The 25,061-nt window shown below is 69.6% G+C and carries 27 protein-coding genes; 12 read left to right on the forward strand and 15 right to left on the reverse strand.

The window, feature by feature from the left end; genetic code table 11:
- The 4 genes from ABZY89_RS12475 (at position 1) to ABZY89_RS12490 (ending at position 3,294) form a co-directional block, all read left to right on the forward strand.
- Positions 1-1,071 carry a thiolase domain-containing protein gene (locus ABZY89_RS12475; protein ID WP_355227525.1) on the forward strand — a complete coding sequence of 357 codons (1,071 nt, stop codon included), beginning with the start codon at positions 1-3 and terminating at the stop codon, positions 1,069-1,071.
- Entirely contained in the window at positions 1,068-2,231 is a 1,164-nt protein-coding gene (locus ABZY89_RS12480) for a thiolase domain-containing protein (protein ID WP_355227527.1), read from the forward strand. The genes ABZY89_RS12475 and ABZY89_RS12480 overlap by 4 nt, the downstream gene beginning before the upstream one ends.
- A 149-nt stretch (positions 2,232-2,380) precedes the next feature.
- Complete coding sequence (locus ABZY89_RS12485; RefSeq protein WP_355227529.1) at positions 2,381-2,782, forward strand: HIT family protein; 402 nt, start codon at positions 2,381-2,383, stop codon at positions 2,780-2,782.
- Between the two features lie 5 nt (positions 2,783-2,787).
- Positions 2,788-3,294, forward strand: a complete 507-nt coding sequence (locus tag ABZY89_RS12490; protein WP_355227531.1) for a GNAT family N-acetyltransferase — start codon at positions 2,788-2,790, stop codon at positions 3,292-3,294.
- Here the strand turns inward: ABZY89_RS12490 and ABZY89_RS12495 are convergent.
- Complete coding sequence (locus tag ABZY89_RS12495; RefSeq protein WP_355227533.1) at positions 3,285-4,508, reverse strand: cytochrome P450; 1,224 nt, start codon at positions 4,506-4,508, stop codon at positions 3,285-3,287. The two genes, ABZY89_RS12490 and ABZY89_RS12495, sit on opposite strands and share 10 nt — an antisense overlap.
- 200 nt (positions 4,509-4,708) lie before the next feature.
- Between ABZY89_RS12495 and ABZY89_RS12500 the strand changes: the two genes are divergently transcribed.
- The 4 genes from ABZY89_RS12500 to ABZY89_RS12515 are packed head-to-tail and all read left to right on the forward strand — an operon-like array spanning position 4,709 to position 10,368.
- Positions 4,709-5,872, forward strand: a complete 1,164-nt coding sequence (locus ABZY89_RS12500) for a steroid 3-ketoacyl-CoA thiolase (protein WP_355227534.1) — start codon at positions 4,709-4,711, stop codon at positions 5,870-5,872.
- Between the two features lie 2 nt (positions 5,873-5,874).
- The gene (locus ABZY89_RS12505; RefSeq protein ID WP_355227536.1) at positions 5,875-7,497 is read left to right on the forward strand and encodes a GMC family oxidoreductase N-terminal domain-containing protein; all 1,623 of its coding nucleotides are present in this window, start codon (positions 5,875-5,877) and stop codon (positions 7,495-7,497) included.
- A 34-nt stretch (positions 7,498-7,531) separates the two neighbouring features.
- Positions 7,532-9,115 carry a succinic semialdehyde dehydrogenase gene (locus ABZY89_RS12510; protein ID WP_355227538.1) on the forward strand — a complete coding sequence of 528 codons (1,584 nt, stop codon included), beginning with the start codon at positions 7,532-7,534 and terminating at the stop codon, positions 9,113-9,115.
- Positions 9,112-10,368, forward strand: a complete 1,257-nt coding sequence (locus ABZY89_RS12515) for a hypothetical protein (protein ID WP_355227539.1) — start codon at positions 9,112-9,114, stop codon at positions 10,366-10,368. Before ABZY89_RS12510 ends, ABZY89_RS12515 begins: the two co-directional genes overlap by 4 nt.
- Before the next feature lie 9 nt (positions 10,369-10,377).
- Here ABZY89_RS12515 and ABZY89_RS12520 read toward each other — a convergent pair whose 3' ends face one another.
- The 12 genes from ABZY89_RS12520 to ABZY89_RS12575 form a co-directional block, all read right to left on the reverse strand.
- Complete coding sequence (locus ABZY89_RS12520) at positions 10,378-10,803, reverse strand: nitroreductase/quinone reductase family protein (protein ID WP_160023301.1); 426 nt, start codon at positions 10,801-10,803, stop codon at positions 10,378-10,380.
- A gap of 64 nt (positions 10,804-10,867) precedes the next feature.
- Positions 10,868-12,481, reverse strand: coding sequence for an FAD-dependent oxidoreductase (locus tag ABZY89_RS12525; protein WP_355227541.1), 1,614 nt, complete (start codon positions 12,479-12,481; stop codon positions 10,868-10,870).
- Positions 12,478-12,891 carry a carboxymuconolactone decarboxylase family protein gene (locus tag ABZY89_RS12530; RefSeq protein WP_355227543.1) on the reverse strand — a complete coding sequence of 138 codons (414 nt, stop codon included), beginning with the start codon at positions 12,889-12,891 and terminating at the stop codon, positions 12,478-12,480. Before ABZY89_RS12530 ends, ABZY89_RS12525 begins: the two co-directional genes overlap by 4 nt.
- 15 nt (positions 12,892-12,906) lie before the next feature.
- The gene (locus ABZY89_RS12535; RefSeq protein ID WP_355227545.1) at positions 12,907-13,779 is read right to left on the reverse strand and encodes an NAD(P)-dependent oxidoreductase; all 873 of its coding nucleotides are present in this window, start codon (positions 13,777-13,779) and stop codon (positions 12,907-12,909) included.
- A complete protein-coding gene (locus ABZY89_RS12540) occupies positions 13,776-14,522 on the reverse strand; it encodes an SDR family oxidoreductase (protein WP_355227547.1) in 747 nt (248 codons plus the stop codon). The genes ABZY89_RS12535 and ABZY89_RS12540 overlap by 4 nt, the downstream gene beginning before the upstream one ends.
- Before the next feature lie 14 nt (positions 14,523-14,536).
- Positions 14,537-16,021 (reverse strand): aldehyde dehydrogenase, encoded by a 1,485-nt coding sequence (locus ABZY89_RS12545; protein ID WP_355227549.1) that lies wholly within the window; start codon positions 16,019-16,021, stop codon positions 14,537-14,539.
- Positions 16,018-16,617: a hypothetical protein gene (locus ABZY89_RS12550; RefSeq protein ID WP_355227551.1), complete on the reverse strand. Its 600-nt coding sequence runs from the start codon at positions 16,615-16,617 to the stop codon at positions 16,018-16,020. Before ABZY89_RS12550 ends, ABZY89_RS12545 begins: the two co-directional genes overlap by 4 nt.
- Positions 16,618-16,842: a ferredoxin gene (locus ABZY89_RS12555; protein WP_355227553.1), complete on the reverse strand. Its 225-nt coding sequence runs from the start codon at positions 16,840-16,842 to the stop codon at positions 16,618-16,620. It lies immediately after the preceding gene.
- Positions 16,839-18,194 carry a cytochrome P450 gene (locus ABZY89_RS12560; RefSeq protein WP_355227555.1) on the reverse strand — a complete coding sequence of 452 codons (1,356 nt, stop codon included), beginning with the start codon at positions 18,192-18,194 and terminating at the stop codon, positions 16,839-16,841. The genes ABZY89_RS12555 and ABZY89_RS12560 overlap by 4 nt, the downstream gene beginning before the upstream one ends.
- Complete coding sequence (locus ABZY89_RS12565) at positions 18,191-18,970, reverse strand: SDR family oxidoreductase (RefSeq protein ID WP_355227557.1); 780 nt, start codon at positions 18,968-18,970, stop codon at positions 18,191-18,193. Before ABZY89_RS12565 ends, ABZY89_RS12560 begins: the two co-directional genes overlap by 4 nt.
- On the reverse strand, positions 18,970-20,202 hold the full coding sequence (locus ABZY89_RS12570) for a cytochrome P450 (protein WP_355227559.1): 1,233 nt from the start codon (positions 20,200-20,202) through the stop codon (positions 18,970-18,972). Before ABZY89_RS12570 ends, ABZY89_RS12565 begins: the two co-directional genes overlap by 1 nt.
- Before the next feature lies 1 nt (position 20,203).
- Complete coding sequence (locus ABZY89_RS12575; protein WP_355227561.1) at positions 20,204-20,752, reverse strand: helix-turn-helix domain-containing protein; 549 nt, start codon at positions 20,750-20,752, stop codon at positions 20,204-20,206.
- 71 nt (positions 20,753-20,823) lie between these two features.
- On the opposite strand from ABZY89_RS12575, the gene ABZY89_RS12580 reads away from it, so the two are divergent.
- Genes ABZY89_RS12580 through ABZY89_RS12595 form a run of 4 tightly spaced genes read left to right on the forward strand, consistent with a single transcriptional unit; the run spans position 20,824 to position 22,623 of the window.
- Positions 20,824-21,417: a hypothetical protein gene (locus tag ABZY89_RS12580; RefSeq protein ID WP_355227563.1), complete on the forward strand. Its 594-nt coding sequence runs from the start codon at positions 20,824-20,826 to the stop codon at positions 21,415-21,417.
- Positions 21,410-22,153 (forward strand): metallophosphoesterase, encoded by a 744-nt coding sequence (locus ABZY89_RS12585; RefSeq protein ID WP_355227565.1) that lies wholly within the window; start codon positions 21,410-21,412, stop codon positions 22,151-22,153. The genes ABZY89_RS12580 and ABZY89_RS12585 overlap by 8 nt, the downstream gene beginning before the upstream one ends.
- Positions 22,150-22,413 (forward strand): BON domain-containing protein, encoded by a 264-nt coding sequence (locus ABZY89_RS12590; protein ID WP_355227566.1) that lies wholly within the window; start codon positions 22,150-22,152, stop codon positions 22,411-22,413. Before ABZY89_RS12585 ends, ABZY89_RS12590 begins: the two co-directional genes overlap by 4 nt.
- Positions 22,414-22,419: 6 nt before the next feature.
- Entirely contained in the window at positions 22,420-22,623 is a 204-nt protein-coding gene (locus tag ABZY89_RS12595) for a hypothetical protein (RefSeq protein ID WP_355227567.1), read from the forward strand.
- A 6-nt stretch (positions 22,624-22,629) separates the two neighbouring features.
- Here ABZY89_RS12595 and ABZY89_RS12600 read toward each other — a convergent pair whose 3' ends face one another.
- Together ABZY89_RS12600 and ABZY89_RS12605 are read right to left on the reverse strand one after the other, a co-directional pair.
- The gene (locus ABZY89_RS12600; RefSeq protein ID WP_355227569.1) at positions 22,630-23,418 is read right to left on the reverse strand and encodes an enoyl-CoA hydratase-related protein; all 789 of its coding nucleotides are present in this window, start codon (positions 23,416-23,418) and stop codon (positions 22,630-22,632) included.
- Positions 23,419-23,425: 7 nt separating this feature from the next.
- Positions 23,426-25,033, reverse strand: a complete 1,608-nt coding sequence (locus ABZY89_RS12605; protein ID WP_355227571.1) for an FAD-dependent oxidoreductase — start codon at positions 25,031-25,033, stop codon at positions 23,426-23,428.
- Positions 25,034-25,061 lie beyond the last annotated feature (28 nt).

Below are 25,061 nucleotides of genomic sequence, written 5' to 3' on the forward strand. Positions count from 1 at the left end.
GTGAGAGACGTTGCCGTCGTCGGGTTCGCCCAGCGACAGATGAAGGACTTCGACGGGTCGCCGAGCATGGCCGAGCTGCTCGTGCCGATCCTGGCCGAGTGCTACGAGCAGACCGGATGGGCCAAGAAGGACATCGGGTTCTGGTGCTCGGGCTCGTCCGACTACCTTGCCGGCCGGTCGTTCTCGTTCGTGAGCGCGATCGACGCGATCGGGGTGCTGCCTCCGGTCAACGAGTCGCACGTCGAGATGGACGCCGCCTGGGCGCTCTACGAGGCCTGGCTGAAGATCCAGACCGGCGAGGTCGACACCGCGCTGGTCTTCGGCTTCGGCAAGGCGTCGGCGGGTGTGCTGCGCCGGACGCTGACGCTGCAGCTCGACCCCTACACGATGACGCCGCTGTGGCCCGACACCGTCTCCCTGGCCGCGCTCCAGGCGCGCCTCGGGCTCGACGCCGGGCTCTGGGACGAGACCGCGCTGGCCGACGTGGTCAACCGGTCGCTGACCGATGCGGAGAAGAACGAGTACGCCGTCCGGGCCGGCGGCTCCACGGTGAGCGAGCTGCTCGCCCGGCCGATGTTCGCCGACCCGCTGCGCAAGCACGACTGCGCTCCGGTGACCGACGGCGCGGCCGCGATCGTGCTCGCCGCCGGCGACCGGGCGTACGACGCCAACCAGCGTCCGGCCTGGATCACCGGCATCGCGCACAGCTCCGACGGTCTCCACCTCGGCACACGCGACCTGACGATCTCCGGCTCGGCCGCGCGGGCAGCGGCCGCCGTGGGCGGCACCGCGGGTGTTCAGGTTGCCGAGCTGCACGCACCGTTCAGCCACCAGGAGCTCGTCCTGCGCTCGGCGCTCGGGCTCGGTGATGACGTACAGATCAGTCCTTCGGGTGGCGCGCTCGCCGCCAACCCGATGTTCAGCGCCGGCGCGATCCGGATCGGCGAGGCCGCCAAACGGATCTGGGACGGGTCGGCCGACAAGGTGCTCGGCCACGCGACCAGCGGTCCGGCACTGCAGCAGAACCTCGTGTGCGTGATGGAAGCCCAAGAGAACGGGAGTGGCAAGTGAGCAAGGTTCCCGCGGCCGTGATCGGGATCGGCCAGACCCACCACCGCGCCAAGCGCGAGGACGTCTCGATGGCCGGGCTGTGCCGGGAGGCGATGGACCGGGCCCTCGAGGACGCCGGGCTGACCCTCGACGAGGTCGACGCCATCGTCATCGGCAAGGCACCGGACCTGTTCGAGGGCGTGATGATGCCTGAGCTCTACCTCGCCGAGGCGCTGGGGGCGGCCGGAAAGCCGCTCCTGCGCGTGCACACCGCTGGCTCGGTGGGCGGCTCGACCGCGATCGTCGCCTCCTCGCTCGTGCAGGCCGGCGTCCACAAGAAGGTCCTCACCGTCGCCTTCGAGAAGCAGTCGGAGTCCAACGCGATGTGGGCGCTCTCCGTGCCGATCCCGTTCGTGATGCCGGTGCACGCCGGCGCGGGCGGCTACTTCGCTCCGCACGTACGCTCCTACATCCGCCGCGCCAACGCGCCCTCGCACATCGGCGCGATCGTCGCGGCCAAGGACCGCAACAACGCGCTGAAGAACCCGTACGCGCACCTGCACAACGAGGGCACCACGGTCGAGTCGGTCCTCGCGTCGCAGATGCTCTGGGACCCGATCCACTACGACGAGACCTGCCCGTCCTCCGACGGCGCCTGCGCGATGGTGATCGCCGCCGAGGACGTCGCCAAGACGTACGAGGCGCCCGCCTGGATCCACGGCACCGTGATGCGCTCCGAGCCCACCTCGGCCGCCGAGCGCGACCAGGTCAACCCGCAGGCGGGCCGCGAGGCCGCGGCGGCGCTGTGGAAGGCGACCGGGATCACCGACCCGGCCCGCGAGATCGACTGTGCCGAGATCTACGTGCCGTTCGCCTGGTTCGAGCCGATGTGGCTCGAGAACCTAGGCTTCGCCGCCGAGGGCTCGGGCTGGAAGCTCACCGAGGCCGGCGAGACCGCGATCGGCGGCAGCCTCCCGGTCAACATGAGCGGCGGAGTGCTCTCCTCCAACCCCATCGGCGCCTCCGGCATGCTCCGATTCGCCGAGGCCGCCCTGCAGGTCAGGGGCCGGGCCGGCGAGCACCAGGTCGACGGCGCCCGGCGGTCGCTCGGGCACGCCTACGGCGGCGGGTCGCAGTTCTTCTCGATGTGGGTCGTGGGTTCACAGCCGCCCTCGAACTGAAACGCACACGGTCGTTGCAGGTGTGACAGACGAGGTGCCTCATTCGTCACATCCGTAACGACCGTGTGCATCGGCTAACGTGAATCGGCATGGAATGCCAGACCTGTGCCATCGGCGAAGCCGAGGCCCATACGCCTCGTGGATCGATCGTGACGACCAAGCACTGGCGGGCCGCGCATGCGTTCAACACATCGCTGCCCGGCTGGCTGGTCCTGGTCGCCCGTGAGCATGTGACCGCCCTCGATGCGCTGGATGCCGAGGGGCATGCGGAACTGGGCACACTCCTCGGACAGCTCTCGCAGGCGCTGCGCACCCTGACCCAGTGCGAGAAGACCTATGTCATGCAGTTCTCCGAGACTGCCGGATACCACCACCTGCACGTTCACCTGGTCCCGCGGATGCCGGATCAGCCCGAGGACAGGAAGGGGCCGAAGGTCTTCGGCTACCTCGACGTCCCCGAGGACGAGCAGATCCCGGCGGCCGAGAGGGACCGCATCGGGCTCGCGATCCGCTCGACCCTCGCCAAGCAGCTCGCCGGTGAGCTCGGGTGAGGGAGATGGGCTACGCAGGACTGAGCAAGCTGCTCGTCGTCCCGGACGGGTTCGAGGCGCCGCGGGTGCTCACCCACGGCGACCTGACGGCGCGGCCGCTGTCGCGCGAGTGTCTGGCCGATGACGTACGCGCCATCAACGCCGACCGCGAACTCATCAACGCGACCCGGGGTGGCGGGTGGCCGGACGGGCTGACGTCGGAGGAGGACGACTACATCGACCTGGTCTGGCACGAGGGCGAGTGGAAGGAGAACAAGTCGTTCTCCTACGTCCTGGAGACGCCCACGCTGGGCTACGTCGGGTGTGCCTATCTCTATCCGCTGGGCGTCCGGCAGGCGCTGAGCGAGGAGCTGGCCGCGTACGACGTCGACGTCAGCTGGTGGGTGACCACCGAGGCGTACGAGCAGGGGCTCTACGAGGTGGTCCACGAAGCACTGAAGAAGTGGGTGCCGGCGCATTATCCGTTCCGCCGGCCCCACTTCTCCAATGTCAGGGTTCCTGGTCAGGCGTAGGTGACCGGAAGCTCCTTGATGCCATTGATCCACGCGTGACGCAGGCGGCGCGGTGCGCCGTTGGGCTTCAGGTCGGGCATCCGGTCGGCGATCACGTCGAACATGATCCGCACCTCCATCCGAGCCAGGTTGGCGCCGATGCAGTAGTGGGCGCCGTGACCACCGAAGGCGAGGTGGGGGTTGTGCTCGCGGGTGATGTCGAACGTGTCGGGGTCGTCGAAGACGTCCTCGTCGTGGTTGCCGGAGGCGTAGAAGATGCCGACGCGCTGGCCCTTCTTGACGAGCTGGCCACCGACTTCGACGTCGTTGAGCGCCGTACGCTGGAAGACGGTGACCGGGGTGGCCCAGCGGATCACCTCGTCGACCATCGTGTCGGGGCGCTCCTTCTTCCACAGCTCCCACTGGTCGGGGTTGTCGAAGAAGGCCTGCATGCCGTGGGAGATCGCGTTGCGGGTGGTCTCGTTGCCGGCGACCGCGAGCAGGATGACGAAGAAGCCGAACTCGTCATCGCCCAGCGCCCCGCCCTCCAGCTCGGCGTTGACGAGCTTGGAGATGATGTCGTCCTTGGGGTCCGCCTTGCGCTCGGCGGCCAGCGTCATCGCGTACGTCAGGATCTCGATGGAGGCGGCCTCGGGGTCGGCGTTGTACTCCGGGTCGTCGTAGGCGAGCATCTGGTTGGACCAGTCGAAGAGCTTGCGCCGGTCCTCCTGCGGGACTCCGAGGAGCTCGGCGATCGCCTGGAGCGGGAGCTCGGCGGCGACCTCGGCGACGAAGTCGCCCTCGCCCTTGGCCAGGGCGTCGTCGACGATGTTGTTGGCCCGCTCGACCAGACGGTCCTTGAGCGCGTTGATCGCCCGCGGGGTGAAGCCGCGGCTGATGATCTGGCGCAGCTTGGTGTGGTCGGGCGCATCGTGGTGGATCAGCATCGCGCGCTGCAGCTCGACCTGCTCGCGGGTCATGTCGGGCGCGAACCGGATGATCACGCCGTTCTCGTTGGTGCCGAAGTTCTCGTTGTCCTTGGAGACGGCGAGGATGTCCTCGTGCTTGCTCACCGCCCAGAACCCGGTGTCGAGGAAGCCCGCGCGTGCCTCCGGCGTCTGCTCGACCCACCACACCGGGGCGTTCTTGCGAAGCTCGAGAAACTCCTGGAGCGGGACCCGCTCCTCGTTGAGCACGGGATCAGTCGGATCGAAATCCACGGGGAGAGCGGTCACGGGTGTGCTCCTTCGAGGTCTTTTCTGTAACACGTTCTAGTTTATGTTCACACAGTGCCCAGCATCACACAAGGGTTGCGCCAAACGAGAACACGTTCTACTTTGGAACAATCGAGTGTAACCGGTGTCACGTCACCAGGCGTGACGGTGCGCGCCCGCGCACCAGCGACTTGTCGAAACCCCCCGAAGAGCGAGGTTCCATGGGCACGCCCGTCATCGTCGAAGCCGTCCGTACCCCCGTCGGCAAGCGCAAGGGCTGGCTCGCGGGTCTGCACCCGGGCGTCCTGCTCGGCGCCGCCCAGGTCGAGGTGCTCAAGCGCGCCGGAATCGACCCTGACCTGGTGGATCAGGTCATCGGCGGCTGCGTCTCGCAGGTGGGCGAGCAGTCCAACAACATGGTCCGCCGCGCCTGGCTCCATGCCGGGCTGCCGATCCACACCGGCTCCACGGTCATCGACGCGCAGTGCTCCTCTGCCCAGCAGGCCACCCACCTGATCAACGCGATGATCGCCTCCGACCAGATCAAGGTCGGCATCGCCTGCGGCATCGAGTCGATGTCACGCATCCCGCTGGGTGCCAACGTGCCCAAGGGCGCCGGCGATCCGCGTCCCGCAGACTGGGACATCGATCTGCCCAACCAGTTCGAGGGCGCCGACCGGATCGTGAAGAACCGCGGGTTCTCCCGCAACGAGGTCGACGAGTTCGGGCTGTGGTCACAGGTCAAGGCGCGCCAGGCGCGCGACGCCGGCCACTTCAAGAGCCAGATCTTCGCCGTCGAAGCCCCCATGCTCGACGACGAGGGCAAGCCCACCGACTCGGTACGCACCGTCACCGAGGACCAGGGCATCCGCGACACCTCGCTCGAGAAGCTGGCCGGGCTCAGCCCGGTGCTCGAGGGCGGCACCCACACCGCCGGCACCTCCTCGCAGATCTCCGACGGCGCCTCGGCGCTGCTGCTCATGGACTCCGCGGTCGCCGCCTCGCTCGGGCTGAAGGCTCGGGCGCGGATCGTCACCTCCAACCTGGTCGGATCCGACCCCTACTACCACCTCGACGGCCCCGTCCAGGCGACCGAGAAGGCGCTGAAGGACACCGGGATGACGATCGGCGACATCGACATCGCCGAGGTCAACGAGGCCTTCGCCGGCGTCGTCATGTCCTGGGCCAAGGTGCACCAGGTCCCCGAGGAGAAGATCAACGTCAACGGCGGCGCGATCGCGCTCGGCCACCCGGTCGGCTCCACCGGCACCCGCCTGCTCACCGCGGCGCTGCACGAGCTCGAGCGCCGCGACGCCAGCACCGCGCTGGTCTCGATGTGCGCCGGTGGCGCTCAGGCCACCGCGACGATCATCGAGAGGATCTGATCGTGCCCAAGTCCAAGATCACCGAGGCCGAGTACGTCGTCGTCGGCGCCGGCTCGGCCGGCTGTGCCGTCGCCGGCCGCCTGGCCGCGGCCGGCAAGTCGGTCATCCTGCTCGAGGCGGGGAAGAACGACAGGCGCAACTACCTGGTGACCAAGCCGGGCATGATCGGGCCTCTCCACGCCGAGCCGCGGCTGAAGAAGCTCGTCGACTGGGGCTACCACACGGTCCCCCAGCAGCACGCCCGCAACCGCGAGCTCCCCCAGCCGCGCGGCAAGGTGCTCGGCGGCTCCTCCTCCATCAACGGCCTGCTGTGGGTCCGCGGCAACCGGGCCAACTACGACGCCTGGGCTTCCGAGGGCAACACCGGCTGGGACGCGGACTCGGTCAACGAGGCGTACCGGCGGGTCGAGGACTACGAGGGCGGTGGCTCCGACTACCGCGGCACGGGCGGGCCGATCAAGGTCATGAAGCACCCGCGGCCGACCGAGGCGTCGCTCTCCTTCCAGCGCGCGGCCGCCGAGACCCTCGACGTGAAGGTGCTCGACGACTACAACGGCGCCGAGCAGGAGGGCGTCTCGACGTTCCAGCAGAGCGCGATCGACGGGCTGCGCTACTCCGCCTCGCGGGGCTACCTCCACGACCAGGAACTACCGAGCCTGACCACGCTCACCCAGGTGCACGTCTCGAAGATCGTGATCGAGAACGGCCGGGCCAAGGGCGTCGAGATCCTCACCAGGCAGGGTCCGCAGACGATCTCGGCGACCCAGGAGGTCATCGTCTCCGCGGGCGTCTTCGGCTCCGCGCAGCTGCTGATGCTCTCCGGAATCGGTCATTCCGCCCACCTGGCCGAGCACGGGATCCAGACCGTCCACGAGCTGCCGGTCGGCGACAACCTGCACGACCACATGTTCGTGCCGACCACCTGGGAGATGCCGACCGCGCTGCACCATGGCACCGCCGGCTACTTCGGGAAGGCGGTCCTCAAGGAGCAGACGGTCGGCAAGTCGATCCTCGGCCACACCGTCTTCGAGACGGTCGGCTTCGTACGCACCTCGCTGGCCACCGACGTACCCGACCTGCAGCTGCACGTCCTCCCCTGGGCCTATCCCTCGCCGAACCAGGACGCGCCGATCCGTCACGAGGTCGACCCGCGGGCGGCACTGACGGTGATGTCGTCGCTGATCTACCCGCGCTCGCGCGGGACCCTGCGGCTGCGCAGCGCGGACCCGACCGCCGAGCCGCTGATCGACTTCAACTACCTCGCCGAGCCCGACGACAAGCGCGTCCTGCTCGAGGGCGTGGAGATGATCCGCGAGATCATGGCCGCCCCGGCCTTCGGCGACCAGGTCAAGTCGGAGATCCACCCCGGCAAGGCGATCGACGCCGAGGCGATGAAGGACGAGGTCACCAACCGTGCGACCTCGATCTACCACGGTGTCGGCTCCTGCCGGATGGGAGTCGACGAGCGCGCCGTGGTGGACCCGCAGCTCCGCGTACGCGGCATCGACGGCCTCCGGGTCGCCGACGCCTCGATCATGCCGTCGATCATCGGCGGCAACACCAACGCTCCCGCGGTCATGATCGGTGACCGTTGCGCAGCCTTCATTCTCGACCGCACTCTGTAGAGCCGTCCTCGACAACCGCTGATCGGAAGCAGACATGAGCACTGACACCGCGAAGACAGCAGACGTACGCCGCCCCGACTGGATCACCGAGGAGCTGCTGGCCGAGCTGGTCTCCCGGGTCCCGTCCTCGACGGGTGCGTCCTGGAAGCTGACCGAGGTCTACACCGGTGAGGTGCTGGTGGCGCTGCCGCAGTCCTCACCGGCGGACGTGGAGCGGGCCGCTGAAGCCGGCCGGGCTGCTCAGCACGCGTGGGCGGCGACGCCGCTCCGGGAGCGGCTGGCCGTCTTCAAGCGCGCCCACGAGCTGATCCTGCGCAACCAGCACAAGATCGCCGACCTCATCCAGGCCGAGTCGGGCAAGGCCCGGCGGATCGCGTTCGAGGAGGTCTGCGACCCGCCGATGGTGATCTCGCACTACCTCAAGCGGGCCCCGAAGCTGCTCAAGGACAAGAAGCGTCCGGGCGTGATGCCAGTGCTGTCCAGCTCGATCGAGCGCCACCCGCCGCGTGGTCTGGTCGGGATCATCGCGCCGTGGAACTTCCCGTTCGCGACCGGCCTCTCCGATGCGATCCCGGCGCTCATGGCCGGCAACGCCGTGCTGCTCAAGCCCGACAACAAGACGGCGCTCTCGCCGCTGTTCGGGATCTCGCTGCTCGAGGAGGCGGGCCTGCCGAAAGGCCTGTTCCAGGTGGTCTGCGGCGAAGGCCCGGACGTGGGCCCGACGATGCTGGACAACGTCGACTACGCGATGTTCACCGGCTCGACCGCGACCGGCCGGGTGATCGGCGAGCAGGCGGGGCGCAACCTGATCGGCGCCTGCCTCGAGCTCGGCGGCAAGAACCCGATGATCGTCCTCGACGACGCCGACATCGACGAGACCGTCGGCGGCTCGATGTTCGCCGTCTTCGGCAACACCGGCCAGATCTGCATGCACATCGAGCGGATCTACATCCCGGATGCGATGTACGACGAGTTCCGCGACAAGTTCGTGGCCGCGGTCGAGGGGATGCGGATCGAGGCGGCGTACGCCTTCGGGCCCGACCTCGGTGCGCTGGTCTCCCCCGATCACCTGGCGCGGGTGCAGTCGCACGTCGAGGACGCGGTCGCCAAGGGCGCTACCGTGCTGACCGGCGGCAAGGCGCGCCCCGACATCGGGCCGACCTTCTTCGAGCCGACCATCCTGGAGGGCACCACGAAGGAGATGCTCCACGGGGTGACCGAGACCTTCGGGCCGGTCGTCTCGCTGCACCGCTACTCCACGCTCGAGGAGGCCATCGAGCTGGCCAACGACACCGACTACGGGCTCAACGCCTCGGTGTGGACCACGAACTTCAAGCGCGCCCAGGCGATCGCGGCGCGGATCGAGTCGGGCAACGTGAACATCAACGACGGCCTCGCCACCGCGTACGCCTCGAAGTCCACCCCCTCGGGCGGCATGAAGCAGTCCGGCGTCGGTGCCCGCCACGGTGACCAGGGGCTGCTGAAGTACACCGAGACCCAGAACGTCGCGACCCTGAAGAAGCAGGTCATGGGGCCACAGGGCAAGCAGACCTTCGACGACTACGCCAAGCAGATGCAGGCGTCGCTGCGCTGGATGCGGAAGCTCCACATCCGTTGACGCCCGTCTCCCACTATGCCGAGCTGACCCGGGAGGAGCTCGCCGAGGTCGTCCGCGAGCTCCTTCTGATCGGCCAGCTGATCGACCGCTCCGGGATGGCATGGTGCATCTCCGCGTTCGGGCGTGAGGAGATGCTCCGGATCGCGATCGTGGAGTGGGCCGCCGCCTCGCCGATCTACACCCGGCGGATGCAGACCGCGCTGGGCTACGCGCCGGCAGTTGCCGGGCAGGGTGACGTACCGACGATCTTCAAGGGCCTCCAGCTCGACATCGGCGCGCCGCCGCAGTTCATGGACTTCCGCTACACCGTCCACGACGACCGCCACGGGGAGTTCCACCTCGACCACTGCGGCGCGCTCATGGACGTCGAGCCGATGGGCGAGGAGTACGTCCGCGGGATGTGCCACGACATCGAGGACCCGACGTTCGACGCCACCGCCATCGCGACCCACCCCCGGGCCCAGGTGCGCCCGGTCCACCGGCCGCCGCGGGTGCCGGCCGGCCGGACGCCCCACTGCCGCTGGACCGTGACCATCGACGACACCCACCCCGAGGCGGTGGCGATCCCCGAGCTCGCCGTCAACGAGCTCTCCCGGGCAGCGCGGCTCGAGCTGGCACCGATCGATCCCTCCGAGGACGGCGCCGCCGACTACGCCGGGCCGCTGGTCTCCGACCTCGATCTGGCCGCCTTCTCCCACTCCGCACTGGTCCGCATCGCCGACGAGGTCTGCCTGCAGATGGCGCTGCTCGACCGTGGCTTCACCCTCGCGCTGGAGTCGCGGGTGACCTCGCCCGAGCAGCTCGTCGACATCCGCCGCAAGCAGCTGGTCGGGGTCGCCGGCATCGCCGGCTCACGTCTCGCCCGGGCGCTCTCCCTGCCGCCGGACGCCAAGGGCGCCCTGCGGCTGCTCGCGCTCCATCCGATGCTCAACCCCGCTGCGTACGTCTCGGTCGAGGTGGATACCGACGCGCTGATCGTCCGGCCCTCGGCCGCCGACGAGGATGGCGCCTGGGTCTCGCTGATCGGGCCGGAATGGTTCGTTCCGCTCCGGGTCGCGGTGCAGGCCCTCGACCCTCACCTCGACGTCGAGGTGGGGTCCGTTGGAGACACGGTCGAGGACGGCTGGCGGGTCGAGGTCGTACGCCGCACCGAACCCGCTCCCGAGGCCAACGAGGTCGCGGTGGTGAGGTTCAGCACCGGCGCGGACTTCGCCTTCGAGCCGCGCCGGTCGCTGCCGATCACCCCGGTCTAAGAACCCAGCTCAGCGGCGGTGCAGCGCTAGGACCGGGATGACCCGGTCGGTCTTCGCCTCGTACTCGCCGAACCCCGGGCTCATCGCCTTGAAGCGATCCCAGGCGGCGTCGCGCTCGGCGCCGGTCAGCTCGGTCACCTCGACCTCGACGACCCCCTCGTCGGGGGTCTCGATCTTGGTCTCCGGATGGGCCAGGAGGTTGTGGTACCACGCCGGGTTCTCGGGTGCGCCGGCCTTGGAGGCGGCGATCAGCCAGGTGTCGGGGTCCGGGTGGAGGTTGGCCACCGGCGAGACCCGCTCGGTGCCGGTCTTGGCGCCGGTGTGGTGCACGAGCACGAGCCCGCGTCCGAACGGCACCGAGGTCACGTTGCCGTCGTTCGAGCGGAACTCATCGATGATCGACTGGTTCCAGTCCTTGTAGTCGCTGCCTGACATGGAGTGCCTTTCCCCCGAGGAATCGGTTTTCACCCACTCTTGCAGACATCCCCAACGGGAGCGGTCAGACGCGAGCGAGGGCCGCGATCCGCACCTGCTCCTCCCGGTCGGTCACCTTCGCCCGCGGCCGGCCGACCTCCTTGCCGGACTCGCACTCATGGGTGTCGAGCGTGTTCCAACCGGTCTGGTCGACGACGATCACGCCGCGCTCGGCAAGGAGATCGTCGAGGGATTCTCCGGCGGGGTCGGCGAGCGAGCCGGCGGCGTAGTCGTCCAGGAGGGTGCGTACGGTCTCGGCGGCGCACGCCCGGTTGGTGCCGATCACCCCGCTGGGACCGCGCTTCGCCCAGCCGGCGGTGTAGGTGGCCTCGGCGCCGACCACCCGGCCGGCCTCGTGCAGGAAGCGGCCGGTGCCCGCCTCGTTCGGGACGCCGGCGACGCCCGCGGAGCGGTAGCCCGTGGCCCGGACCACCAGCCCTGCCTCGATCTCCTCGCCGCTGGCGAAGCGCACTCCGGTGACGGTCTCCGTGCCGAGGATCTCGGTGGGAGTCAGGCCGAAGCGGAGGACCAGCCGCTTCGCGGCGTCGGTACGCGGCCGGGCGGCCAGTTCGCGGAGCAGGTCGGCCTTCTGGAGCGCTCCGAAGGTGTGGGCGTTGCGTTCGGTCGTGTCCGCCTCGGTCGGCAGGGCGGACAGGTCCGCCTCGTCGACGACGACGTCGATGCCCGGGTCGTCGGCGAGTGCCCGCAGCTCGGGGCTGGTGAAGGCGGCGTGCTCGGCGCCGCGGCGGGCGGTGACGACGACCTCGCGGATGCCGCTCGCCGCCAGGGCCGAGAGCGCGACCGGAGCCAGATCGGAGGCCGTCAGGGCCTCCTCGTCGGCCAGCAGCAGCCTGGCCAGGTCGAGGGCGACGTTGCCGTTGCCGATGACGACCGCCCGCTCGTGCGCGAGCGGGAAGGTGAGCTCGGCTCGGTCGGGATGGCCGTTGTACCAGCCCACGAGCTCCGCCGCGGAGGTCGAGCCCGGCAGCTCCTCCCCCGGCAGGCCGAGGCTGCGGCCCTCGCCGGCGCCGGTGGTGTAGACGACCGCGTGGTGGGCGCCGAGGAGCTCCTCGTGGGTGACGTCGCGCCCGATCTCGACGTTGTAGCGCGTCCGAACCCGACGGTGGCGGGCCGTCTTCGCGAAGCCGGAGACGATCTCCTTGGTGTCCAGGTGGTCCGGCGCGACGCCGTAGCGGACCAGACCGTAAGGGGTCGCGAGCCGGTCGATGACCGTGATCTCGACGTCGCAGCGGCGGGTGGTGGCGAGCTCCTCGGCGACGTACCAACCCGCGGGGCCGGCCCCGACCACGGCCACCTCGAGCGGTCCGGTGCCGGTGATCTTGGGGCCCGGCGGCGGCAGCGGCGCGGGCTCCTCCTGCTCGCCGGTGAACTCGAAGAAGGCCGCGTTGATGTCGACGTAGGGCGCGAACGCGTCCGGGACCTCGTAGTCCGGGAAGATCGCGTTCACCGGGCAGGCGTCCTCGCAGGCTCCGCAGTCGATGCACTCGTCGGGGTGGACGTAGAGCATCTCGGCAGCGCCGAACCCCGGCTCGTCGGGCCCGGGGTGGATGCAGTCGACCGGGCAGACCTCCACGCAGGAGGCGTCGTTGCAGCACGACTGGGTGATGACGTACGTCATGAGCGCTGAGCCCTCCGTTTGGCCTTGCCGATCGCCTCCTCGACGACCGTGTTCATCCTGGCACCGTTCGGCCATCCCGCGTAGTGACTCAGGAACACCACGATCTCGCGCAGCTCGTCCTCGGAGAGCTCGCCGTTGGCGTACGCCGCGGGGATCTGGATTCCGAGGACGTCCGCGGCGCCCTGGCCGGCGAGCAGGCCGATCAGCAGGAGCCGGCGGTCGCGGGTGGTCAGGCCCGGGCGCTGCCAGATGTCCCCGAAGAGATGGTCGGCGGTGTAGCGGAAGAAGTCGCCCTCGCCGTCGGCCATGTCGAAGCCGTAGACCTCCTCCATCTTGCGCAGCCCCGTGGCGCGCTGCTCGGGGAGGTCGGCGAACTTGTCGGTGCCCTCACTCATGTGTCCTGTACTCATGTGCGTGTTCCTTGTTCAGTCCTTGGGGAGCCCGAGGCCGGGTGCCAACCGGTCGAGGGCGAGGCGGGCGAGCGGCACCTCGACGCCGAGCTCGTCGGCGAGCGCGATCGCGAAGCCGAGGTCCTTCTCCCCCAGCGCGACCACGTGGCCGAAGACGCTGTGCCAGAAGTCGGTCTCCTCGATCGGCGCGGTGGTGTCGCGGTGCATGATCGCGCCCGGGCCACCGGTGATCGCGTCGGTGTGGCGTACGACCTCGCCGAGCGCCACCAGGTCGAGCCCGGCCGCCTCGGCGAGGCGCTGGGCCTCGGTGGCGGCGGTGAAGGAGGCGAAGTGGAGCAGGTTGCGGGCCAGCTTGAACCTGGTCCCGGCGCCGACCGGGCCGGCATGGACCACCTTGGAGCCCATCGCCGCCAGGACCGGGCCGGCCGCTGCGTACGCCTCAGGACTGCCGCCCACCAGGATGGCCAGGGTGCCTTCGGCGGCTCCCATCGGGCCGCCGGACACGGGGGCGTCGAGCACGTTCACGCCGTGCGGCTCGGCGGTCGCGGCCAGCTCTGCCGGTGTCTCCGGGGCCACCGTGGAGTGCACCAGGACCGTCAGCGGGTCACGCCCCGACCGGTCGCCGACCGCGGTGAGCACCTCGGCGAGAACCTGGCGCACCTGGTCGTCGTCGCGCACCATCACGCTGAGCACGTCGACGGCCGAGGCCAGCTCGGCGACCGAGCCGGCCGCCTTCGCACCGGCGGCACCGAGCTCGGCGACGGGCTCCTCGGCGATGTCGTGCACCCACAGCTCGATCCCGTCCGTGCCGGCGAGCTGGAGCGCCATCGGCTTGCCGATGTTGCCGAGCCCGACGAACCCGGCGCGTGTCCTGGCCGCCGCGGTCACAGCCGGAACGTCCCGCCGCCGTCGACGGCGATGATCTGGCCGGAGATCCACGAGGAGTCCTCGGAGAGGAGGAACTTCGCGGTCCCGACCATGTCCTCGGTGGTGCCGAGGCGCTTGATCGCCATCTGCTTCGTCATCTCCTTGGCCGCGTCACCGGCCTGGGTGCGGGTCGCCTCGGTGTCGGTCGGCCCCGGCGCGATCGCGTTGACCCGGATGTTCATCCCGCCGAGCTCGTGGGCGAGCTGCTGGGTCAGGCCGTTGATGCCGACCTTTGCCAGCCCGTAGAAGCCGGAGTAGAGGTAGGCGGCGGTCGAGGACTGGTTGACGATCGCCCCGCCGCCCCGCTTCTGCATCGCCGGGTAGACGGCACGGGTCATCACCAGAGCCCCATTGAGGTTCACGCTCATGAACTTCTCGTAGTAGTCCCAGTCGACGGTGATCAGCAGGTCGAAGGCCATGTCGCCGTAGATCGCGGCGTTGTTGATCAGCCCGTCGATCCCGCCGTACGCCTCGGTCGTCTCGGCCACCAGCGCGGCCGCCGACGCGTGGTCGGAGACGTCGCAGCGTACGAACCTGGCGACGCCGCCGGCCGCCTCGATCTCCTTGGCGACCTGCTGCCCCTTCTCCTCGTTCAGGTCGGCGACGATGACAGCGGCACCCTCGGCGGCCAGTCCCTTCGCGTACGCCTCGCCGATGCCCTGCGCCGCCCCGGTGACGACGATGACCTTGTCCGTGAACCTCATGGTCTCTCCTGTGCTCATGCCGGCTCCGCGATCAGCTTGGTCTCGAGGTACTCCTCGAAGCCTTCGACGCCCATCTCCCGGCCGAGGCCGGACTGCTTGTAGCCGCCGAAGGGCGCATCGGGGCCGAACCACTGGCCGCCGTTGACGCCGATGGTGCCGGTGCGGATCCGGGCCGCTACCGACTTCGCGCGATCCAGCGAACCGGACTCCACGGAGCCGGAGAGGCCGTAGGGCGAGTCGTTGGCGATGCGTACGGCATCGTCGTCGCCGTCGTGCGGGATCACCGTGAGCACGGGGCCGAAGATCTCCTCGCGGGCGACGCGGGCGGAGTTGTCGAGGCCGGCGACGACGGTGGGCTGGATCCAGAAGCCGCCGGCCAGGTCGCCGTCCTGGACCGCGACGGCTCCACCCGTGGCGATGCGGCCGCCCTCCTCCTCGGCGAGCGCGAGGTAGCCGAGGATCCGGTCGCGCTGGACCGCGGAGATCACCGGGCCACAGATCGTGCCGGCATCGGCCGGGTCGCCCGCACCGAGGGAGGACATCGTCGCGGCGGCCGCCTCGACGGCCGCGTCGTAGGACTCACGAGGCACCAGCAGCCGGGTGGTCAGGGCACAGCCCTGACCTGCGTGTACGGCCACAGAGAAGGCAGCCATCGAGGCGGCCGAGGCGACGTCGGCATCGTCGAGGACGATCGCCGCGGACTTGCCGCCGAGCTCGAGGAAGACCTTCTTCAGGCTGGGTGCAGCAGCCGCCATGATCGCCCGGCCGGTGGCCGTCGACCCCGTGAAGGAGACCAGGTCGACCCGCGGGTCCTCGGCAAGCATCGCGGCCACCCGGTTGTCGCGCGGAGTGACGACGTTGAAGACGCCCGGCGGGAGATCGGTGTGCTCGGCCGCCAGCCGACCCAGCTCCGCGGCCAGCCACGGCGTGTCCGGGGCGGGCTTGAGGATCACCGTGTTGCCCGCTGCCAGCGCCGGGCCGATCTTGGCCAGGTTGATCTGGTTGGGGAAGTTCCACGGCGTGATCGCCGCGACGACACCGACGGCCTCGCGCCGCACCGTACGCCGCGAGGAGATGCCCATCGTGACCCCGACGCCGAGGTCCCGCTCCCACTCGAAGGACTCGGCCAGATCGATGGTCCACTGCAACGTCTCGACCGGGGTGTCGAACTGCGGCCCCGCGACCAGGAACGCGGGCGCTCCGACCTCGGCGGTCGTCAGCTCGCGCAGCGCCTCGGCGTTGTCGAGGATCGCCTGGTGGAGCTGGCGCAGGCACCGGATCCGCAGCGCCACGTCCGTCGACCAGTCGGTCTCGTCGAACGCCTTCCGCGCGGCCGCGATGGCGGCTTCCATGTCCTGGGCCGTCGAGTCGGGCGCGCGCCCGATCTCCTGACCAGTGGCCGGGTTGAGGATGGCGTACGTCTCGCCGGAGCTGGCCGCGCCGAGCTTGCCGTCGACGAGCTGCTGGGCGGGTGGGTTGGTCGGGGTTCGGGTCGTCACACGGGCTCCTGGGTCACGAAGTTCCCGGCCGCCACCGGTGGCGGCCAGACGGTCGAAGGCAGGTCGGCGAAGCGGTAGTGGCCCGGCTGCTCGATGCCGTTCAGCGACATCCGCTCCAGCAGCCCGGCGGTGGCCTTCTTGGCCTTGACGATGTCGAGGAAGGTGGTCGCGGTCGACCCGAGGTCGAACCAGTCCCGCTGCCAGGCGAACTCCAGCCCGTCGCCGTCGGGCCGCGGTGCGACCCCGCACCAGGAGCCGCCGATCCCCAGGATCTCGTACTCCTCGCCGGTCGCGTCGTCGACGATCCCGGCCCGCTGCCGCCAGAAGCCGATCACCATCGCGTTGACGTCATCGATGACCGTCGCCTGGTAGTCGTAGTGCCAGCCCTCGAGCCCGGCCATCTCGGTGCCGAGCGCCCACTCCCGGATCTGCTCGCGGCCCACGGCCATGAAGTGCTCGTCGGGCGTGTACATCCAGCCGTACGTCGCGTCCTCGGCATACACGTCGGCCAGCGGCGACCAGTTGCCGTCGGCCTCCGCCTTCCGGTTGAGGTCGAGCCAGTGGGCCCAGAACCCCTCGATCTCGGCGCGGTCCATTCAGTCCTCCGTATTGATTGTCTCGGGCTCCGCTTCGACCAAAATGAGAGCGAAAGCGGGGCAGTACTTCACGGCCGCACGCGCGGCGGGAAGCTGCTCCTCGGACGGTTCGGTGATGCGTACGACGACCTGGTAGCTGTCGTCGTCGAAGGCGAAGAGCTCCGGGGCCTCGGCGAGGCACTCCTGGTGCCCCTGACAGAGCCCCAGGTCAGCGGCGAGTCTCACGGCGACCGCCGCCGGTAGCGGACCCGGCAGGGCTGCTGGAGCTGGATCACCATCTTGGTGAAGTCGTCGGCGTACGACTCCAGCGGCTGCGCCGCCTCGAACGAGTAGTCGCGCAGGATGACCGAGAAGATCGCCTTCATCTGCATCATCGCGAACGCGTTGCCGACGCAGCGGTGCTTGCCGGCGCCGAACGGGATCCAGGTCCAGCGGTTCTGCATGTCCTCCTGGCGCGGGTCGATGTAGCGGCTCGGGTCGAAGGAGTCCGCCTTCGGGAAGTCGTCCTCGATCCGGTTGGAGACCCGTGGCGAGGCCGCGAGCAGGGTGCCGGCCGGGATGGTCTCGCCGAGCAGCTCGAAGTCCTCCTGCACCAGCCGCATCAGGATGATCAGCGGCGGATGCAGCCGCAGCGTCTCCTTCAGCGCCGCCTCGAGGACCGGGATGGAGCGCAGCGCCTGGAAGCTCACCTCCGAGCCATCCGCGTAGAGCTCGTCGAGCTCGCTGACGACGTCCGCCATCACCGACGGGTTCCGCAGCAGCTCGATCATCGCCCACGACGCGGTGCCCGAGGAGGTGTGGTGGCCGGCGAACATCATCGAGATGAAGACGCCGGTGATGGTGTCGGTGTCCATCTCGATCGAGATGAGCACGTCGAGCAGGTCGCGCTCCTCACGCGCCACCTTGCCCCGCGCGACCCGCTTGTCGATGATCGCCTGGACCAGCGCGACCAGGTTCTCCCGGGCGGCATCGCGCATCCGGAAGCTCTCGATGTCGGCGTAGGCGTCGACGTACGCGATCGCGTCCGTGCCGTGCTCCAGCTCGTGGTAGTGCTGCGCGAAGGAGGAGTCGAGCTCCTCGCGGAACGGCTTCCCGACCAGGCACGCCGAGGTGGTGTAGATGGTCAGCTCGGCGAAGAAGTCGAGCAGGTCGATCTCGCCCTCCTCGCCCCAGCCGGCGATCATCCGGCGGATCTCGGCCTCGATCGTCTGCGCGTGCCCGCGCATCATGTCGCCGCGCAGCGCCTGGTTCTTCAGCATCTGCTGCCGCTCCTCCGGCGAGGCGTCGAAGACGACGCCCTTGCCGAAGATCGGCGTCATGAACGGGTACGCAGCCGCCTGGTCGAGCACCTCGTCGGGCGCCCGGAAGAACGCCTCGTTGGCCTCGGCACCGGTGACCAGGACGACGTCCTTGTCGGCGAGCCGGAAGCGCCCGAGGTCGCCGCACTCCTCGCGGACGCGGGTGAACAGCGAGATCGGGTCGACCCGCATCTCGGGCAGATGTCCGGTGCCACGGATGATCTCGGGGACGCTCGGGTCCTGGTCGTCCAGGACGGTGGAGACGGTGGGGATCGTCATCGTGGCTCCTGCACAGGGGCTTCGGGGTTGACGTCGATAGTGCTGATGTGGACGCCGCGCTTGGCGGTCACGACCGACGTGATCGCGTCAGCCAGGGCCCGGGCCTTGAGGAAGTGCGGGTGGCGGGCAAGGCCCCACCTGACCCACTGCTCCAGCACGAACCCGCCGAGCTCGGCGGGCCACTCGTTGCCGATGTCGGAGTGGGTGGGACCGGGTCGCACGATGGAGGCCCGGACGCCGGTGCCCTCGAGCTCCATCTGGAGCGCGTTGACCATGCCTTCCAGGCCCCACTTGGAGGCTGCGTACGCTCCCATGAACGGCCGCGGCTTCACCGCCACGTCGGAGGAGAGGAAGACCAGGTCGCCGCGCTGCCGCTCGATCATCCCGGGACCGAAGGCGCGCAGGATCCGGTGGGCGCCGAGCAGGTTGATGTCGACCTGGCCGCCGAAGGTCTCGGTGGGGACGTCGACGGTCGCGCCCGGATGGGTGACCCCGGCGTTGCTGACCACGACCTCGATCTCGCCCAGATCGGCGACCGCCTTCGCGGCGAACTCGGCGACCGACTCGTCCGAGGTCACGTCGAGTGGGTGCGCGACCGCCTCTCCCCCGTCGGCCCGGATCGCGGCGGCGACCTCCTCGACCCGGTCGAGCCGCCGGGCGCCGAGCGCGACCGGGAAACCAGCCGTGGCCAGCGCCTTCGCGGTCTCCGCGCCGATCCCGGAGGAGGCGCCGGTGATCACCGCCGGACGTCGGTCGGGCTGTGCGTACCTGCTCATCAGCCGACCCTCCTGGTGAACGTGACGGGCAGCTCGGCGAACCCACGCACGCTGGTGGAGTGCACGCGGACAGCGCGGTCGGCGTGGACCTCGAAGCCAGACGTACGGCGCACCAGCTCCGCCAGCACGATGCGAGCCTCCAGCCGGGCGAGGTTGGCGCCGAGGCAGAAGTGGCGCCCGACGCCGAAACTCATGATCCTGCCGAGCTCGTCGGAGGGGCGATGGATGTCGAAGACGTCCGGGGCGGTGAAGACGCGCTCGTCGCGGTTGGCCGAGCCGAGAAGGACGAGCAGCTTCGACCCGGCGGGGACGACCTGGCCGTGGAGCTCGACGTCCTCGGCGACGTAGCGGGCCAGCATCTGGCTGGAGGTGTCGTGGCGCAGGGTCTCCTCGATCCATGCGCCCACCGGCGCGGTGTCGTCGGGATCGGCGAAGACCTCGGCGAGCTGGGACGGGTGGGCACCGAGGTGGAAGAGCGCGTTGCCGAGCAGCTTGGTGGTGGTCTCGTTGCCGGCCACGACCATCAGGAACAGGAACGCGATCACCTCGTGGTCGAGGAGCCGGTCGCCGTCCACCTCGGCCTCGATGAGTGCCGAGGTGAGGTCTTCGCTGGGCTGCTTGCGCCGCTGCGCGACCATCTCGGCGTAGTAGCCGATCAGCTCGAGCGCGGCCGTCATCCCGGCCTCCGGCACGTCGCGTACGCCGTCTTCCCTGTGCACGACCAGGTCGGCCAGGCGGCGCACCTCGTCGCGGTCGGCGACGGGGACGCCCATCATCTCCGAGATGACGTCCATCGGGAGCTTGCCGGCGAGCTCGGCGATCCAGTCCGCCTCGCCGGTCTCGGCGCAGGCCGCGACCAACGCGTCGAGGTAGTGGTCGGCGAGCGCCTGGATCTGCGGGGTGAGCTCGCGTACGCGGCGCGGCGTGAATCCGGCCGAGACCAGCTTGCGCAGCCGGGTCTGCTCCTTGCCGTCCAGGGCGAGGAAGGACATCACCCGATGGGCGTCGGCGTTCCAGGCGCTGGCGTCGAGCGAGACCCCCATCCGGTTGGAGAAGGTGACGTCGTTCTTCACCGCGGCATGCACGTCGGCATGCCGGGAGAGCGCCCAGAAGTCGTCCGAGGCGTTGTAGTAGAGCGGCGCCTCGTCCCGCAGCCGGGCATAGACCGGGTAGGGGTCCTTGTGGAAGTCGTAGTCGTAGGGGTCGAAGATCTCGGTGGTGGTGCTCGTCATCTCACTCCTCACCGACGATCACGGCGACGACCGGGGCGAGCCGGTCGGCCATCTCGTCGTAGGTCATCAGGCCCATGCCCGCCTGCAGCAGCGCCCCGGAGAAGGCGAGCAACAGGGCTTCTCGCTCCGCCTCGGACGCACCGTCGCCGAGCGCCGCCTCGAACCGGGCAGCGAACTCGGCTCCGATCCGCAGCCGCAGCCGCTCGACATCGGCATCGCTGCCCAGCAGCGCCGGCGTGACCGCCGCGGCGAGAGCGGGCTCCTCCGCGATCCGGGTCGTGAGGCTGCGTACGGCCGCCTGCACCCTCTCCACGCGGGACCCGGTCTCTTCGACCGCCGGCGTCTCGGCCAGGTGGCGCCAGAAGAGCTCGGCGAAGAGATGGTTCTTGGAGGCGAGGTAGGTGTAGGCCGTGGCCGGGGAGACCCCGGCCCGAGCAGCGACCGAACGGACGGTCAGTGCCTCGTACCCGACCTCCCGCAGCTCCGCCAGACCTGCCGCGAATACTCGCTCGACCGTCTCCGCCTGGCGGGTGCTGGTTGCGCTGGACACGTGTCCAGATTAGAACACGTTCTTGTTTCGGGCAAGGGGTGAGGGCGACCGAATCGGGGTACCGCACCAACATGTCGAGAACAGACGTGCTGGGCGAGGAGCTCCAGCGACAACGCGACGTCCTCAAGCTGGTCGGTGCGACCTTGAAGGCCGCCGAGATCCCGTTCGCACTCGCTGGCGGGTACGCGGTGTGGACCCGAGGCGGGCCGGAGAGCACCCACGACGTGGACTTCGTGCTCCCCCAGGAGTGCGTCGAGGATGCCGTGCGCGCACTGGTCCTGAACGGGATGGACGCGGTCGACGCCCCCGAGGACTGGCTGGTGAAGGTCGGTCGCGACACCGTGGTCGTCGACCTGATCCACCGGCTCCCGACCGGGCCTGTCGACGACGACCTGCTGGGACGGTGCACCGACCTGCCGGTCGACTCCGTCACCATGCCCGTCATGTCCGCGACGGACCTGCTCATCTCGCGCATGCTGGCCCTGAGCGAGCATGCCTGCGACCTCTCGCCGATTCTCGGCTCCGCCCGAGCCCTGCGCGAGCAGATCGACTGGCGACTGGTGCGGCAGGAGGCGAAGCGGAGCCCCTTCGCGCAGACCGCGATCGGACTGCTGGACGCGCTCGCCATCATGGAAGGAAGCAGTATTGGAGGCGATGATGCCTGACCCGATTCGTGTGGCAGCAGTGGGTGACGTACATCTGGCCGACGACCTGCGCGGCCGCTACGCGCCGCTGCTCACGGACATCTCCGAGGAGGCCGACGCGCTGCTGGTCGCCGGAGACCTCACCCAGCACGGGACGCTCGAGGAGGCGGAGGCGTTCGCCGACGAGTTCGACGCCGCCGACGTACCGGTCCTCGTCGTGCTCGGCAACCACGACTACCACTCCGGCGCCGAGCGCGACATCGTCCACCTGCTGGAGGACCGCGGGGTGACCGTCCTCGAGGGCACCTCGACCACCCTGGAGACCGATGCCGGGCGCCTCGGCGTCGCCGGCATCAAGGGCTTCTGCCTCGGCTTCGTCGGCCGGTGCGCAGCGGACTTCGGCGAACCCGAGATGAAGGCCTTCACCGGGCACGGCATCGAGACCGCCAGCCTGCTGCGCCAGGCCCTCGACGATCTCGCGGCCGAGGAGCCGGACGTCACCGTCGCGCTCTCCCACTTCGCTCCCGTCGACGACACGCTGATCGGCGAGCCGAAGGAGATCTGGCCGTTCCTCGGCAACTACCGGCTCGGCGAGGCGATCGACGAGACGGGTGTGGACCTGGCGATCCACGGCCACGCCCACGCCGGGCGCGAGAAGGGCCTCACCCCGGTCGGGGTCCCCGTACGCAACGTCGCCCAACCCGTCATCCAGGCAGCGTTCCGTGTCTACGACGTCGTCCCCAGGAGGTCGGCATGAACGAGCAGCTGGCGCGAGATCTCGAGCGCGAGATCGCGACCGACCCGCGCACGAACGAGCTGGGCATCCGGATCCAGGTGCGCGGCGACCACCTCGTCGTCTCCGGCGAGGTGGCCTCCCAGGAGCGCCGGGCCACGGTCCTCGAGATCATCAGGGAGCACGACACCGGGCTCGACATCGTCGACTACATCGTGCTCAGCGCCGAGCCCGGGCCGGGCGGACCCGAGCACGAGCAGATAGACCCACCACGAAGGAGCTGATCATCGATGAACAGCACCATCGTCGCGGTCGTGATCGGGATGATCCTGTTCTGGAGCGTCCTGACCCTCATCGCCGCGCTCCTCGACCGGCGCCGTAGCCACCAGATCGAGGACGACCTGACCGAGACGGAGCGCAAGTACCATCTCGACGGCAGCGACCGGTACGGGAGCTTCGACCAGCGACCCCACGGAGCCCACCGAGCCCGTTGAGTCCGCTCAGACGCCAGGCGGAAGCCTGGTGAAGTCGGGCTCTCGCCCCTCGGCGAAGGCGACGAGCGCCTCGATGTTGGCCGGCCCGCCGAGCAGCTCGGCGAACTTCGCGTTCTCGACCTCCCGGGCGGCCTCGATGCCAGGGCGCAGCGACGCGGTCATCGTCTCCTTGACCGCGACCAGGCTGCTGATCGGCCTCGCGGCGAGTGTGGCGGCGTGGCCCCAGGCGACCTCGAGGAGCTCCTCGGGCTCGGTGACCCGCCAGACGAGCCCCATCTCGTGAGCCTCCTCGGCACTGAACCACTCCCCCGACATCAGCATCCAGGCGGCGTTCTGGCGTCCGATCAGCCGCGGGAACAGGAAGCTGGAGGCCGCCTCCGGCGCGACTCCGAGGGTGGTGAACGGTGTCTTGAACTTCGCCTTCGTCGAGGCGAGGACCAGGTCCGCAAAGCCCAGGAGCGTCACGCCGATGCCGAGGCCCAGCCCGTTGACGGCGACGACCAGCGGTTTGGAGAACGCGGCGAGGGAGTCGACGAGGCCGATGAACCCGTGGGCGGCGCTCTCGTCGCCGCCCGAGGCGGTCTCCTTCATCTCGATGAGGTCAGTGCCCGCCGAGAAGGCCCGGCCGGTCCCGGTCAGCAGCACGACAGCCACCTCCGGGTCCTCGTCGGCCTCGCGCAGCGCCTCGGCGAGGGCTACGTAGAGCGCCTGACTGAACGCGTTGAGCTGGTCGGGACGGTTGAGGGTGAGCGTACGGACGCGGTCGCGGTCCTGGCTCAGCAGCAGGTCGGACATGTGTCTCCTATCGGCCGAGAATCAGGTCGGCGGCGCGCTCGCCGATCATGATGGAGGGCGCGTTGGTGTTGCCGCCGGTGATCGAGGGCATCACGCTCGCGTCGGCGACGCGCAGGCCGTCGATGCCCAGCACCTGCAGCGACGGGTCGACCACGGCACGCTCGTCCGACCCCATCCGGCAGGTGCCGACGCCGTGGTAGACGCTGTGCACGATGTTGGGCAGCAGCTCACGGGTCGCCTCATCGGTGGCGTACGACGGACCGGGCGAGATCTCGCCCTGATTGTCCCCGAGACCGACCATCATCTCGCGCACCTTCGCGATCCCGTCGAGGAGCACCTCGGTGTCCTTGCCGGACTTCAGGTAGGCCGGGTCGAGCAGCGGGTGCGCGAGCGGGTCGGCGCTGGCCAGGCGTACGGTGCCGCGGCTCTCGGGGTAGATCAGCGTGGGCAGGATGCACAGGCCGGGCTTGCTCGTCGGCGGCCGGATGGCCTTGTCACCGTCCTGGTTCGGGAACGGGTAGACCCAGTAGAGGACGTGCAGCTGCAGGTCCGGGACCCGATCGGCCAGGGCGCTGCGTACGAACCCGAAAGCCTCGAACTGCGAGCCGGCCGCCCAGCCCTTGCGGGTGAGCCGCGACTTCGCGAAGCCGGCGGCGAAGTATGCGGGCGTGGGCCGCCGCAACGCGGAGTCCATCCTGAACGAGACCGGCACGAAGAGGTGATCGTGGAAGTTCTCGCCGACCGGGAGGTCGGCATGGACCTGGATGCCGTGGTCGCGGAGGTGGTCGGAATGACCGATTCCGGAGAGCATCAGCAGGTGCGGAGAGCCGTAGACGCCGGCCGCCACGATGACCTCGCGGGTCGCCCGGATGGTCTGCTTGTCGCCGTCGGCACCGACGACCTCGACGCCGGTGGCGCGCGAGCCCTCGATCCGTACGCGGGTGACCTGGGCCTTGGTCAGGATCAGCAGGTTGTCGAGCGGCTGCTCGCGCAGGTAGGCCTTCGAGGCCGAGTAGCGGCGTCCCTCGGAGGCGCTGAGCTGGACGACGCCGACACCCTCCTGCTCCTTGCCGTTGTAGTCGTCGAGGGCGCTGACCCCGAGCCGCTTGGGCGCCTCGTCAAGCCAGGTCTGCGTCGCCGGGGTGAGGTCCTTCTGGTAGCGCACCTTGACCGGCCCGCCCTGGCCGCGGAACTCGTCGCGGCCGCCCTCGAAGTCCTCCATCCGCTTGAACGCCGGGAGCACGTCGTCGTAGGACCATCCGGTCGCGCCGTCAGCCGCCCAGTCGTCGAAGTTCTGACGGTTGCCGCGCACCCAGAGCATGCCGTTGATCGAGGACGAGCCGCCCAGCACCTTGCCGCGGGTCATCGGGACGACCCGGTCGAGGGCGGCACTCTGCGGGACCGACTTGTAGCCCCAGTCGACCAGCTTCTTCAGCTGTGGCGTGGAGAGCATCGCGGCGACCGCGCCGGGGAGCTCGAGCAGGTTCTTGATCCCGAAGGCGGTGTCCTTGGTGCCCGCCTCGATCACGATCACGCTGGCACCGCTCTCGGCCAGCCTGCGGGCGGTGGCGCAGCCCGCACTCCCGGCGCCTACGACGATGTAGTCGGCTTCCATGTTCACTTCTCTCTCCCGGTGATCCCTT

Source organism: Nocardioides sp. NPDC006303, from assembly GCF_040613175.1.
Lineage (GTDB): Bacteria > Actinomycetota > Actinomycetes > Propionibacteriales > Nocardioidaceae > Nocardioides.

Excerpts from the sequence above, each read along its gene's own strand:
- ABZY89_RS12570 (WP_355227559.1), bottom strand. The coding sequence starts at position 20,202 with ATGACGAGCACCACCACCGAGATCTTCGACCCCTACGACTACGACTTC.
- ABZY89_RS12595 (WP_355227567.1), top strand. The coding sequence starts at position 22,420 with ATGAACAGCACCATCGTCGCGGTCGTGATCGGGATGATCCTGTTCTGG.
- ABZY89_RS12590 (WP_355227566.1), top strand. The coding sequence starts at position 22,150 with ATGAACGAGCAGCTGGCGCGAGATCTCGAGCGCGAGATCGCGACCGAC.
- ABZY89_RS12530 (WP_355227543.1), bottom strand. The coding sequence starts at position 12,891 with ATGAGTACAGGACACATGAGTGAGGGCACCGACAAGTTCGCCGACCTC.
- ABZY89_RS12565 (WP_355227557.1), bottom strand. The coding sequence starts at position 18,970 with ATGAGCAGGTACGCACAGCCCGACCGACGTCCGGCGGTGATCACCGGC.
- ABZY89_RS12580 (WP_355227563.1), top strand. The coding sequence starts at position 20,824 with ATGTCGAGAACAGACGTGCTGGGCGAGGAGCTCCAGCGACAACGCGAC.
- ABZY89_RS12585 (WP_355227565.1), top strand. The coding sequence starts at position 21,410 with ATGCCTGACCCGATTCGTGTGGCAGCAGTGGGTGACGTACATCTGGCC.
- ABZY89_RS12490 (WP_355227531.1), top strand. The coding sequence starts at position 2,788 with ATGGGCTACGCAGGACTGAGCAAGCTGCTCGTCGTCCCGGACGGGTTC.
- ABZY89_RS12560 (WP_355227555.1), bottom strand. The coding sequence starts at position 18,194 with ATGACGATCCCCACCGTCTCCACCGTCCTGGACGACCAGGACCCGAGC.
- ABZY89_RS12550 (WP_355227551.1), bottom strand. The coding sequence starts at position 16,617 with ATGGACCGCGCCGAGATCGAGGGGTTCTGGGCCCACTGGCTCGACCTC.
- ABZY89_RS12500 (WP_355227534.1), top strand. The coding sequence starts at position 4,709 with ATGGGCACGCCCGTCATCGTCGAAGCCGTCCGTACCCCCGTCGGCAAG.
- ABZY89_RS12510 (WP_355227538.1), top strand. The coding sequence starts at position 7,532 with ATGAGCACTGACACCGCGAAGACAGCAGACGTACGCCGCCCCGACTGG.
- ABZY89_RS12605 (WP_355227571.1), bottom strand. The coding sequence starts at position 25,033 with ATGGAAGCCGACTACATCGTCGTAGGCGCCGGGAGTGCGGGCTGCGCC.
- ABZY89_RS12520 (WP_160023301.1), bottom strand. The coding sequence starts at position 10,803 with ATGTCAGGCAGCGACTACAAGGACTGGAACCAGTCGATCATCGATGAG.
- ABZY89_RS12540 (WP_355227547.1), bottom strand. The coding sequence starts at position 14,522 with ATGAGGTTCACGGACAAGGTCATCGTCGTCACCGGGGCGGCGCAGGGC.
- ABZY89_RS12600 (WP_355227569.1), bottom strand. The coding sequence starts at position 23,418 with ATGTCCGACCTGCTGCTGAGCCAGGACCGCGACCGCGTCCGTACGCTC.
- ABZY89_RS12525 (WP_355227541.1), bottom strand. The coding sequence starts at position 12,481 with ATGACGTACGTCATCACCCAGTCGTGCTGCAACGACGCCTCCTGCGTG.